Annotated in this window: 15 protein-coding genes; 8 read left to right on the forward strand and 7 right to left on the reverse strand. The window is 64.5% G+C overall.

Features of this window, described 5'->3' with window-relative positions; translation table 11 throughout:
• Nucleotides 1-760: 760 nt before the first annotated feature.
• From CCL05_RS08150 to CCL05_RS08180, 7 genes are all read left to right on the forward strand, one after another.
• Nucleotides 761-1,045, forward strand: a complete 285-nt coding sequence (locus CCL05_RS08150) for a hypothetical protein (RefSeq protein WP_086559816.1) — start codon at nucleotides 761-763, stop codon at nucleotides 1,043-1,045.
• Nucleotides 1,046-1,176: 131 nt separating this feature from the next.
• On the forward strand, nucleotides 1,177-2,427 hold the full coding sequence (locus tag CCL05_RS08155) for a hypothetical protein (protein ID WP_244204212.1): 1,251 nt from the start codon (nucleotides 1,177-1,179) through the stop codon (nucleotides 2,425-2,427).
• Nucleotides 2,424-2,852 carry a hypothetical protein gene (locus CCL05_RS08160; protein ID WP_143589834.1) on the forward strand — a complete coding sequence of 143 codons (429 nt, stop codon included), beginning with the start codon at nucleotides 2,424-2,426 and terminating at the stop codon, nucleotides 2,850-2,852. The genes CCL05_RS08155 and CCL05_RS08160 overlap by 4 nt, the downstream gene beginning before the upstream one ends.
• Nucleotides 2,842-3,507: a hypothetical protein gene (locus CCL05_RS08165; protein ID WP_086559819.1), complete on the forward strand. Its 666-nt coding sequence runs from the start codon at nucleotides 2,842-2,844 to the stop codon at nucleotides 3,505-3,507. Before CCL05_RS08160 ends, CCL05_RS08165 begins: the two co-directional genes overlap by 11 nt.
• The gene (locus CCL05_RS08170; RefSeq protein ID WP_244204213.1) at nucleotides 3,504-4,121 is read left to right on the forward strand and encodes a hypothetical protein; all 618 of its coding nucleotides are present in this window, start codon (nucleotides 3,504-3,506) and stop codon (nucleotides 4,119-4,121) included. Before CCL05_RS08165 ends, CCL05_RS08170 begins: the two co-directional genes overlap by 4 nt.
• Nucleotides 4,122-4,348: 227 nt before the next feature.
• The gene (locus tag CCL05_RS08175) at nucleotides 4,349-5,005 is read left to right on the forward strand and encodes a hypothetical protein (RefSeq protein ID WP_086559821.1); all 657 of its coding nucleotides are present in this window, start codon (nucleotides 4,349-4,351) and stop codon (nucleotides 5,003-5,005) included.
• A gap of 137 nt (nucleotides 5,006-5,142) precedes the next feature.
• Nucleotides 5,143-6,024, forward strand: a complete 882-nt coding sequence (locus CCL05_RS08180) for a hypothetical protein (RefSeq protein ID WP_086559861.1) — start codon at nucleotides 5,143-5,145, stop codon at nucleotides 6,022-6,024.
• 81 nt (nucleotides 6,025-6,105) lie between these two features.
• Here the strand turns inward: CCL05_RS08180 and CCL05_RS08185 are convergent, their stop codons facing one another.
• The 6 genes from CCL05_RS08185 to CCL05_RS08210 are packed head-to-tail and all read right to left on the reverse strand — an operon-like array spanning nucleotide 6,106 to nucleotide 10,064.
• Nucleotides 6,106-6,648 (reverse strand): hypothetical protein, encoded by a 543-nt coding sequence (locus CCL05_RS08185; RefSeq protein WP_143589835.1) that lies wholly within the window; start codon nucleotides 6,646-6,648, stop codon nucleotides 6,106-6,108.
• The gene (locus CCL05_RS08190) at nucleotides 6,645-7,187 is read right to left on the reverse strand and encodes a hypothetical protein (RefSeq protein ID WP_167409533.1); all 543 of its coding nucleotides are present in this window, start codon (nucleotides 7,185-7,187) and stop codon (nucleotides 6,645-6,647) included. Before CCL05_RS08190 ends, CCL05_RS08185 begins: the two co-directional genes overlap by 4 nt.
• Nucleotides 7,188-7,219: 32 nt before the next feature.
• Nucleotides 7,220-7,888, reverse strand: a complete 669-nt coding sequence (locus CCL05_RS08195) for a hypothetical protein (protein WP_086559823.1) — start codon at nucleotides 7,886-7,888, stop codon at nucleotides 7,220-7,222.
• On the reverse strand, nucleotides 7,878-8,471 hold the full coding sequence (locus tag CCL05_RS08200; RefSeq protein ID WP_086559824.1) for a hypothetical protein: 594 nt from the start codon (nucleotides 8,469-8,471) through the stop codon (nucleotides 7,878-7,880). Before CCL05_RS08200 ends, CCL05_RS08195 begins: the two co-directional genes overlap by 11 nt.
• A 34-nt stretch (nucleotides 8,472-8,505) precedes the next feature.
• On the reverse strand, nucleotides 8,506-9,756 hold the full coding sequence (locus tag CCL05_RS08205; RefSeq protein ID WP_086559825.1) for a putative T7SS-secreted protein: 1,251 nt from the start codon (nucleotides 9,754-9,756) through the stop codon (nucleotides 8,506-8,508).
• Nucleotides 9,753-10,064, reverse strand: a complete 312-nt coding sequence (locus tag CCL05_RS08210) for a WXG100 family type VII secretion target (protein ID WP_086559826.1) — start codon at nucleotides 10,062-10,064, stop codon at nucleotides 9,753-9,755. Before CCL05_RS08210 ends, CCL05_RS08205 begins: the two co-directional genes overlap by 4 nt.
• A gap of 144 nt (nucleotides 10,065-10,208) precedes the next feature.
• On the opposite strand from CCL05_RS08210, the gene CCL05_RS08215 reads away from it, so the two are divergent.
• Nucleotides 10,209-10,889: a hypothetical protein gene (locus tag CCL05_RS08215; protein ID WP_086559827.1), complete on the forward strand. Its 681-nt coding sequence runs from the start codon at nucleotides 10,209-10,211 to the stop codon at nucleotides 10,887-10,889.
• 72 nt (nucleotides 10,890-10,961) lie between these two features.
• Here the strand turns inward: CCL05_RS08215 and CCL05_RS08220 are convergent, their stop codons facing one another.
• The gene (locus CCL05_RS08220; RefSeq protein ID WP_208641417.1) at nucleotides 10,962-11,261 is read right to left on the reverse strand and encodes a WXG100 family type VII secretion target; all 300 of its coding nucleotides are present in this window, start codon (nucleotides 11,259-11,261) and stop codon (nucleotides 10,962-10,964) included.
• Between the last annotated feature and the right edge of the window lie 44 nt (nucleotides 11,262-11,305).

The following is an 11,305-nucleotide window of genomic DNA, read 5'->3' on the forward strand; positions in this document are numbered from 1 at the left end:
GGGTGGCGGGGGTTGCCGGGGTGGGAGTCAGGGTCCGTCACCTGCCCAGAAGCTGTTCTCACCGCTTCGTCGGGAGACATCGCCTCTTCTTGACTGCCAGGGCTTGGTGGGGGTGGCGGTACGCATGGGCGGCGAGTGTAGTTACGGGCTGCCAATTGCATGGCTCTAACAGCATTTTCCACTGGTAGGCCGGGCCTCGAAACGTCCACCGGCTTGGTTCGTCGGAAGCCGCAACCTCACAGGGCGCCAACCACTCAGCCAAGAGAAGCCACGAGCAGACGGCAGCCGTTCCAAGCCCGAGCCGCGCCAAGGATTCAAGGTCTTGGCCACCGATGGTGGCTTTGGTCAAAGACACCCCCATGACCAGCCAGAGGAGAGATAGAGCGGCCGACCGCCAGACGCTAGCGGCGGCTGCCTTGCAGAGCACGAGACGGTAGTAGACCACTGGCAGCGTATGCAGTCGGTGTCGACGATTGCGGGGGCTGTCGGACGACAAGGGTGTGTTTTCGGGTGCGACGCCTGGCACCGCTCGGATCGTCGTCGAGTACAGCAGTGGTGCACACAACAAGCCTGACCCGCTTCGCCCCTTTTTTGACAGAAACACCCGCTTTAGCCTGGCAGTTCGATCCTGGCGTCGATTGCGACCTCACCGATATTGTCAATACTCTTGACGGAACTCATGCCACATGCAGGGCCTGCCATGACAGTCTCTTTGCCGTCGCCAAAACGAACACTAACTACAACGAAGACGGGGTGGTACATGTCGGACTTGGTCGTCGATTTCGACCTTCTCAGCACGTCGGCGAAGCAACTCAAGGCGATTCAGACTGAGTTCAAGAACCTGGGTGAGTGGAAGGACGACATCAAGTCGGTGGTCGGCGCCCCGGAACTCAAGGATGCCATGACCGACTTCATCGATAACTGGGATGAAAACCGCAAGCGCCTGCTCGAATCTCTGGAAACCGTAGGAAAAATGGTAGAGGGCACCAGAGACGCCTTCAAGGGCCTCGATGACGACCTGGCCAAAGCCGGCAAGAAGAAGTAGGCGTTTCCCTTACATACCTAGATCACGCTTACTGGGGGACTTGAATGGCACGACCCAAGGACTGGCATCCGCTGCGCGAAAGCGATCCCGTACCAGGGGATCCGGAGGGAATTCGCGGCCAAGTAAAGCACATGAAGAAGATCGCGGAGTATCTGCGCACGCAGGCCGCAGCACTCACCGCGATGGCCGAAGCCGACAACCTCAAGGGCAAGTACGCCGAGAAGCTGGGCGAGGAGGCTCGCGGGCTTGGGCGCAAGCTCGACGAGGCAGAAGACCGGTACCGCGAGGTGAAAGGCCACCTTTCCAGCTGGGCGGATGAGCTTGAGGAGATTCAGAATAAGGCCGACAAGGCCCTCGGGGACTCCAAAGACGCCCAGCGCGTGATCGACAGCCACGCCGCAAAGGCTGATGAAAAGTCGACACCGGACAAGAAGAAGGAGAAGGAGTCCGACGCCTCGCCGGAGGAAGATCCGGCGCTCAAGAGAGCCAAGGACGATCTCGAAGAGGCGCGCAAGCGACTGAACACCGCGGAAGGCGACTATACGGAGCGCTCCAACCACTTCGCGGGAAAAATCCGGTCCTCCATCGACGATGACATGAAGGACAGTTGGTGGACCGACTTCAAGGCCTGGGTGGCCGACGCCGAGTGGCTCAAGGACTGGACTGAACGCCTCAGCTGGCTCGCGACGGCCGCAGGGATCGTCGCCATGTTCATCCCTGTAGTGGGGTGGGTCGCACTGGGTCTGACCATCGCGGTGACGCTGTCCCACATCACCCTGGCAGCGACGGGAAACGGCTCGTGGTTCGACGTAGTCATGGACATCGGTGCGCTCAAGATGGCACGCAACGGCCTCAAGGCGGCCAAGGCCATCAAGGCGCTGCAACAAAGTTCACGCAAGGCGGCGGCGGGGTTGGCTGACGATAGCGCCAAGACAGGGGCAGCCGCCGCAAATGCCGGAGCGCGCAAGACTGCCGCGAGAGCCGCTCGGAAGCGCGGAGGTACGTCAAGCAGCAACCGTAAGGCGGCGCGTGCCAGGAAGCTGCGCATGGAGGCCGAAAACCGAGCGGCCGGCAAGAAGGCAGCCGACGAGGTACGGGACGCCGAGCTGCCCGAAGCCACGCTGCGGGACAAGGCTGGCACCATCGGCGACGCGAAGCTCAGCCAGCAGATGAAGGACATCAAGAAGTGGCGAGACGAGTACCCCGACAATCCCACCCTCGCGGACAACGCTGCCCAGGCTCAGCGCCATCAGAACATGCTACAGGGCTCGTGGGCGGTCGGCACCGGTCTCGACCTCGGCGACAAGTTCGGAAATGATGTCTCGGGCGGCGAGTACGACAGGATGAAGGGGCGCATGGAGGCACCGGTGGGGCAGTGGTGAAGAGAAACGAGATGACGAGAAAAACGGGTGCCGGGGAAAATGCCGGGCTGAAACAGAGGCGCATCGACAGGTCGCTCACGGCCTTGAAGATCATCTTGGTTGTGGCGATCGTGCGCCTGCTGGCTGGGCCGGCGACCAAGGACTTCCTAGGAGACGCGGTGGTTGAACTGCCGACCTGGGAGTGGTCCCTGTGTGCTCTCACCCCGCTCATCCTGCTCTTCCTCTATCGCAGCCCGGGCGACTGGAAACTGCTGTCGTATGACGCCATCTACCTGAAGTCGGCTGCCGGTCTCTACCTCTTCTACGCGACGGCTTTCGTTGTCTTCCAAGGTGGATGGGTGCTCTGGATCGCTGTCGCCGCCTCGTTGGGAACATTTCTGGGGATCTGGTGGCTGAACCGCAAGGAACGCCTGAATGCCCACTGAACAGACCGAGTCAGCGACCTCAGCAAGCGCACCCGTGACCGGCTACCGCCTCATCCTCCCGGATGACTGGGCCCAGATCCCACTGCGGCAGGGCACTGAGGAAGCCGTGCGCCGAATTCTCGACGAAGCCTTCGGCCGTATCCCGCCCGGTTCGCCGGAGGACAAGGTCGGCCCGTACAAGCGCGAGCTGGAACGCCGGTTCCGTGCCGCTGTCAGTCGGGTACAGGAGGGCAACGCCCTCGACCTGTACTTGCCTGTGAGGTCCGCGGGCGACGTCAATCTAGGTGCTTCCATCATCGTGTCGGAAACGCTCCTCCCCCGCCGCCGCGAGCAGGCTGCTCACCAGGAGCCGACCAATGTGGCCGTGCACCTGCTTTCCGGCGACGGGACCGACAACGCCGACCTGAGTTCGGGGGAACTCGACGGAGCTCTCGCCGTACGCCGTGAGCACATCGCAGACGCCGACCCCGATCAAGGCGCAGATCTCGGTTCCCGCCGCGTGGAGTACGTCGTGGCCGTGCCGGACGATCCAGACCGTTGGTTCGCTGCTGCCTTTTCGACGGTCGGCGGTGGCGATCCGCGGGACGAACTGGCCGACGCCCTCGTCGAATGGTTCGACGCAGTCATGGCAACTCTCCGCTGGAGGCGTGCGTGAGTGAGCCTTTCTTCCCAGTGATCGATATTGAGTACATCGACCCCTACCCATGGACGGTGATCCCGCCACGTGACGGAGCCATCGGCCCGTTCGAGGAATGGGACGACATCCATGAGTGGTGCCGCGAGGAAGCCAAAGATCTCTGGCTGGATCGCGAACTGAATCCAGGGCCAAACGGCATCGACTTCGTCGCCGGCACCCTTGCACACTGCGCCGAGGCCTTCTCCCCGCCCGGCACGGATCACTGGCTGTTCCTTCACCGCGACCACCCCACGGACCTGCCGCTGCCCGTATTCGCGGCGATCGGTCCGTCGTCGGGTCCCCGCGAGGAAACGCTGCGTGCTCTAAGCATGGCGGAGGATCCCAACTCGGTCGAGCCTCCAATCGTCAAGCGCTTCAAAGCCAAGAGGCTTGGCGAGGGCCTGACCACCTTCCGTTACATGAACCACGAGTCCTCGCCCCATCTCGTCGCCTGCGCGCGTTACGCGTGGCGTGTAGAGGAACATGGCGCCGATGTCGTGATGTGGACGGCTACCGAGGACGTCGCCCGCATCCTGCAAGCGGCCCAGGATCTGGAGCAGTTGGCGCACTCGCTCGCGATCTACGATCCCTGAGCAACTGGCGGGCTCTTGACGACTGACGAGAGAGGCCCAGCGGAACGCACCAAGATCGCTGGGCTCCTCGCCCGTTGCCTTACGATCAGGCCACAGACCGGCTACCTCGGGGTCGCATACGCCCAAGATTGCCCTCTTCGCAGTGAAGTTCGCTCTGGCGAAACCATGGACCTCACCGATACCGTCTGTGCTCTTGACTCGCTTTCTGTCTCACGGGGAGAACCACTGTGAAGCGCCGCCCTTTGCCCGTCGCTGCCGCGCTGGCTGCGACAGCAGCTCTGCTCTTGACAGCCTGTGGCAGCGGGGACGACACCTCGAAGAGCAACGACAAGATCGCAGGGGCCGATACGGGCGACAAGGCGGCCTCGGCTTCACCTGGCGCCAGTGCATCTGATCCCGGCGGCAGGCCCAAGATCACGTTCCCCAAGGGCGTGGAGAACAGGTTCGAGAACTGGAAGACAGGCGATCCGACCGAGGACACGGTGTTGTCCGACGTGGCCCAGACGGTGAACGCAGTGGACGATGCGATCCTGCGGGGCGACACGAACTCGGCGACGCTCGCGTACTACCGCCAGGGCAAAGCGCTCGTGAGCGCGCAGAAATGGGTTCAGTCCTGGCTGGACGAGGACCTCACGTGGACGGGTGTTACGCGCTACTTCAACCCGAACGTCAAGGTCGCCGACAGCGACACGGCCGCCGTCGTCTACTGCGCTGATGAGAGCAAGGCCTACAACAAGAACCGCAAGACCGGCAAGGTGGACAAGTCGCCTTCCGGTGAGAGCCCGTACGTCACGTACAGCACGCAACTGAAGAAGAACAGCAAGGGGGTCTGGCAGACCACGGAGGTGCTGTCGAAGAGAGGGGACAAGACGTGCGCATCCTGACCCGTGGCGTCACCGCAGCGAGTGCGTTCGTCGTGGCTTTCGGGGCGATCGCCGGCACCGCCGAGGCGAAGGGCCCCGGCGCGTCCGAGGCCGAGGTCGACACCAGTGGCAACAGGTCCGGGAGCGACCTCGTTTCCATGATCAGATTCACAGGCGCCACTCCGGGTGGTGGCGGCAGCAAGGGCAACGTCGCCCCTGTAGGCAACTGGGACCCACCCGCGTGCTGGTACGAACCGCGCTCCGCGGAGGAATTCTCGAAGTACGTCGAGAACATGTACGACGAAACGGTCAATACTCCAGGCCAGCACAGCTATGCCAAAGCTTCCGTCGGTATGTTCCGCAACGAGTACAAGGACGGAAAGTACAAGAACTACAACCTCGACCAGAAGGACGAGGGCAACTGGTGGGTCGCCGTCCGCGACGAAGCCCGCTGGACCGAGCCCGAGGCCCAGCTCTGCGACAAGCAGCCCTTCTGGGTCGAGAACGGGGCTGCCCCGCCCGTCGAGAACGCGGTCACTCCACGAGTCCTCGCCGAACTCGCCTACAACCGCATCCAGTTGCCGACCACCGAGGTAACTCTCGCCCCCGAGACGACCACCAAGGTCAACCTCCCCACCTGGGCCTGGCTGGACAAAGCCAGGTTCAAGGAGGTGTCTGTCACCGCCGCGCTCAATGTGGCCGGGCTCAACATCCAGGCCACCACCACCGCCAAGCCGGTCTCCCTCAAGCTAGAGCCGGGCACCCAGGATGCTGAGACCTACCCAGCCTCCGGCGAGTGCACGATCAATGACGATGGGTCGATCGGCGAGCCCTACGCCAAGGGCAAGTCCGACGAGACACCGCAGTGCGGGGTCAAGTACCTTCGCTCCTCCGGCGACGGCACGTACAAGCTCCGGGCCACCATCACCTGGGAGATCGACTGGACCGGTACCGGCGGTGCCGGCGGCGACCTCCCGAACGGCACCTTCGGCAACGACCAGGACGTCACCGTCCAGGAGATCCAGTCCGTCAACAGGTGACGGCACGTAGGTCGAGCCACCTGTTCGCTGAGACATTCGAGACGGAGGCAAGGGGAACCCACCCGGCGTAGATCCCGTGCGCTACCGCTGCCGCGCCGCCCGGCTCTTCCCCTTCCCCTTCTTCCGAAGCCTCCGCACCCGTTCCCGCTCCACGGCCGCCCGCTCCGCGGCCCGCGCGCCGGTCCAGCGGTGGACGAACCAACCCACCAGACCGGCACTGAGGACGTAGGCCAGGAACGCGCTGCCGGTCCCGGGGATGTAAGCACAACTCTCGGACCGGCAGTTCCTGCCGGGCAGTCCGCTCAGCAGCAGGAAGAACGGCCCGAAAGCCGCGGCGCAGCAGACCGCCGTGCCCACGGCGTGCAGCCCTCGCGCCAGGCGGGTCCGATCCGAGGGCCCGGAGGCACACCGCAGCCAGCCGGCCACCCCGAGCACGGTGACCACGCCGAGGCCGCCACCGACCGCCCAGCTGCCCCCGGGCAGGTCCACCAACACTGGAACCGCCTCACGGGCGAATCGCTTCACCAGGCCCATGACCAGCAGGATCACACCTGTGCCGACGACCAGCCCGAGAATCACCCCGACCATTCCCAGGCCGCTTCGCAGACCTCCTGCCCGCGTCATACGACCCACCGCAGAGATCCCGCGATGGCATCACACAACCGCCCCATCGGGCCGGACATCCCGGTGAGCGGGGCCGAGAAGGAGAGCGTCAGGTAGCCGACCCCGCCGGGCATCAGGGCATGCACGTTCAGCGTCGTGGTACCGAGAACACGCACGGCAGCACCCGCGGGGAGATCCACCACCGACACGTGCCGCCGTCCTGGGCCGTCAGGCTCCCGCAGCTCAAGCCATGCCGCGTATTTTTCCGGATCAGCCGGGGTGTCGCCCAGCGGCATCAAGGACACGAGGAGCGAGGCCGGAAGGCCGCCGTCCCGTGAGGTGGTCAGGAGGAAGAACTCCATGGCCCCACGTGCCCGGCCGGCTTCCGCGGTGTTGCGCAGGGTGGCCCATACCTTCTGTGTGAGCTCCGCGGGAACGTTCCGGCCCTCTGCCTGCCGGTCCACGAACGTCTTCAGTTGAGCGCGCCAGCGGTCCTGCATGAGGTCGATGCGGAACCACTCCCGTGGAACCAGCAGCTTGTAGTCCCGCGGGACACCCACCCGTGATGAGGCTTCGTCCTGTGGAGACTCATTCACCCCGGCATCACCAGGGGAGCTCCGTGGGCGTCGAAGAAGCGGACGCTCTTCACGACACCGGCGAACATGGCGGAGAAAACGTCCCACCCTTCGACCGTCGGTGTGCCCATCTCCAGCAGCAGAACGGTCCCGTTGGTCAGCGGGATCTGGACCTGTATGAAGGACGTCCAGATCGGCTCGTCCCGGCCCGACTGCGTCAGGCCGGCGTCGACGCTGCCCGGCCGACTGCCGACGCACGTCACCGCTGGGCCGCAGGGCAATTGCACTTCGCCGACCTGTCCGAGTTCCAGGTGCCGCAACGTGGTCGCGATGAAGCCCGCTGGGTCCTTGCCCGCGCGTTCGTCCAGATCCATGAGGCTGACGTTCACCGTGGCCGTGCAGCGGACGTCGTCGACCTCCGTCGTGACAAAGCCGGCGTACTGTACGCCCGCCTCGATGAACTCGTCGTAGTTCGCGGCGCACATGGCAGCCCATTGCAGCTGGACTTCCTCATCGGCACGCGGCAGCGTCTGCTTGGCCAACCCGACCAACTTGTCGGCGAGTTCGTCCAGGTCATCCGCCTCGAAGGGCAGCTCGAAGAAACCTTCGGGCATGATCCAGCGAACCTCTACGCCGTCGCTTCCCGTGAGGCCGCGCTGGGCTTCGCCGACGGTGTCAGTGGTCATCTGAACCTTCACTCTCGCGCACATGACGCTGCTCGGTGTCGTCCGCCTCGGGACGGAATGTCGCAGCGAAAGGGTAGGGGCCGTAGTGCGGGTAGAAGGCCGGGATATCGGCGCCACCCCTTCGAGCGATGTGTGCGATCTCCCGGTAGGTTCGCGCCCGCGCCCGCAGGTTCTGCCGGACCGGATCACCCCAGTGCGACCGGGCACTTCGTACGAAGAAGAAGAGCTGCGTCACCAGGACGATCGCGGCGACCGCCAGATAGGTCGTGCGTGCAGCGGGGCTCTCCCAGTACAGCGCCACACCGCCCCAGTAGAGCACCGCCCCGAAGCCGACGAGTGCCAAGGGCACTCCATGCGCGAAGCCGGCCTTGAACATGTCCTGCTCGTCATCGTGACGCCGACGCAGCAGCGACAGCACGGCGTGGTCGTCCAAGAAGTCGAACCGTAGCTCCCGTCGCGCCTCCTCTGCGGCCCGGTTCGCCTCGGGGACAGCCGCGATCACCGAACCGCTGACCAAGGTGACGACATCACCGCCCCGGCGGCCGATGAACTCCCACTGCCCCAGCTCTTGCTCGTCGTCCATGATTTCCGCCTTCCTTGAACAGGCCCTTGGTGGGCTACGCCGCCAGGGCCGCGTTGAAGGATGTGGGTGAGACGCTCGGGGCGGGCCCGGGTGAGGGCGACGGTGAAGGAGCGGGTTTGGTGGCCTCTGCCGGCTCCTGGTACCCGGTCTTTTCGCCGTTCTCACCGCTCAGCATCCTGTGCAAGGCGCTCCCGAGGCCCGCACCCTTGATCAGCCCCGTGACCTTCCTGCCGTCAACAAGTTCCTTGCGCGCCACCCTGCCCAGGATCTTGTTGGCCACGGTGACACCGACCCCGTTCAGGAAGGCGTGGCCAATACCGTCCATTGCAGCCATGCCCCTGAACGATCCGAACGTCTTCAGGCTTCCAAATGCCTTGATTTTCGCCAGTCCCTTGAGGCCGGTGAGGGCCCTGAACCCCTTCAGTGCGCCCATCCCGGGCAGGATTCCCAGCGCATCGGTGCCCAGCTTCAGCCAGTCGACCTTCCCTCCGCGTACAGACATGTCGTACGCATGGCCTGCTAGTGCGGCGGCGCTGGACAGTACGGCCAGGGTCGCAAAAATGGGAGTCAGGAATTGCAGCGGCGGAACAAATGCGCAGATCACCGCAAGCACGGACAGGACGGCGGAGATGTTCGACAGCATGTCCGCCCAGTCCGCCAGGAAGTTCATGAAGCCGCCGGGATCCCTGACCGCGTCATGGTGCACGACGTTCCTGATGTGACGAGCGGCCTTGTCCCCGGCATCGTCGTAGATCTCCCGGGCGTCCTTCACGGCCTTCCGGGCGTCGCCGATGCGATGCATGGCCTCAGTGCGTTTCTTGACCCAGCGGTCGTACTCGTCCTTCTCCGCGGGGGGAATAGGCTGCGCGGGATACTTGTCGGTGAACTTCTTCACCTCGCGATCCGCGAGGTCGTGGTCGCGCTCTGCCTCGCGGTAATCGCTCAGCGCCTTGTCCGCCTTCCGCTGGGCACGGCGCATTTCACTGGCGAACTTGTCCGAACTCCCCTCGCGCACATCCTCGCCGACGGCTTTGGCCGCCTCGTCGTAGCGCTCGAAGGACTTCTTCAGCTTGTCCGCCGTACCGCCGGCCAGCTCGTGGAAGCCCTTGCCGGCCTCACTGTCCCAGCCCTCGACGGACGCAAGCTCCTTGATGACCCTCGACTGCTCGTCGATCATGTCGGCCATCTTGCGCAACTTGCGTCCCAGTTCGGCGACTTCCTCCGGGTCACCCGGCGTCGGGTCGTCGTTCCACAGAGGCGGCCAGTCGGCGTCCGTCCTGCTCACTTCTTCCCCTTGCTGTTCGCCTTGGCATCCCGGATGGCCTGAGCCAGCTTCTGGTCGACCTCGTCGTAGGCCTTGGCGGCGGACGAGGTGAACTCGGCCAGCTGCTCAAGCTCCTTCATCAGTTTCTTCCGCGTTTTCTTCCAGGTGTCCCCGAATTCGGAGAAGGCGTCCTTGAGGCCGCCGTGCCCCACAGCCTGGCCGTACTCGTCGGCGGGATTGCCGTTGCGCTCGAATTCACCGTGAATCTTTCCCAGATCCCGTGAACATTGCTTGATGGCGGCAAGATCCGCCTTGATGTGGTCCCCCATGGTTCATGCCTCTCTATGGACGTTCTCGGTGGATCCGGCGAGCGCGGGCAGAGTTGCGGATGCCGTCACTCCTCATGACGTGCCGTACGGGATACGCTCGCGGAACAGCGATCCCGTTTCCGCGCCGGCAAGGAGATTCTTGACGTGACACGTAGGGGCAAGCAGCGCGTGCTGGCGGACCGCCTCGGCGTCCATGCCGAAGCGGCGGAATGGTGCACGATCGACAAGATCCCGCAGCCGCCCGCGGAGGTGCTCCAAGCTGCCGGCCATCCCCGGCTCCGTCCTGCCAGGCTGCGCCCGCTGGGCATGGTCGGTGCGGTGCTCGCCGTGCCGTTCATGCCCGTCCTCATGCTGCTGACCCTGCTGTCCAACGGGGAAGAAGCCATCAAGCGGTCCCTTGCCACGAAGGACGAGAAGGAACGGCTGCGGGTCAAGGACGAGGACGACAAACGCCGGGACGCCCTCATCGCCCAGCAGGGGCTCGACCAGGTCTTCGACGGAAACTGGGACGGCAACGCCGGGCAGTTCCTGCTGCGTTGGTACAGCCACTCCACTCACCATCAACGGCTGGTCCTGGCGAGCGAGGACGGGATCGTCCTTGCGGCTCCGCCGCAGCGCGTCACCGTGGGCAGGGAGAAGCACATGCAGGTCGTCGCCCGCCTTCCCGCCACCGAGGCGATCCTCGTCGACCCGTTCTCCGGGGCATTCGAGACGAGGATCGTGCTGATCCGCTTCCGTGACGGATCCTGGCTGCGCGTCGACACGGAGGAGCCCCGAAGCGATCTCCACACCTACCTGCTCCGGCAGCCTCTCCCCGACAGCTGACACACCCCGTCGACCGGACGCCTGTCCGGTGCCGGCAGCCTCCGCCGCCGGCACCGGACAAACACCTGGCCCCTACTTGCGAGCCTGCTTCGCCAGCTCCTCGTCGATCTGCTCGAACTTGTCGGCCGCCATGGTCAGGTAGTCCCCCATGCCGTCCAGACCGTCGAGCGTCTCCTTCGTACCCCGGACGAACTCGTCGAAGTTCTCGTCGAACGCCTTCGACGACGACTTCGTGACGTAGCCGGACTGCACGAGGTTGTTGATGTACTTGCGAAGGCCCTCGAGCTTCTCCTGGAGCTTTTCCTTCTCCTTCACGACATGCTTGGCAGCTTCCCGCATGTCCTGATATGTGACATCAAGGTCCTTGGCCATGAAGCCGCTCCCTCTCACAACGCCGCAGGGCCAACCCCCGTGGC

Source organism: Streptomyces africanus (assembly GCF_002150735.1).
GTDB classification, from domain to species: Bacteria; Actinomycetota; Actinomycetes; order Streptomycetales; family Streptomycetaceae; genus Streptomyces; species Streptomyces africanus.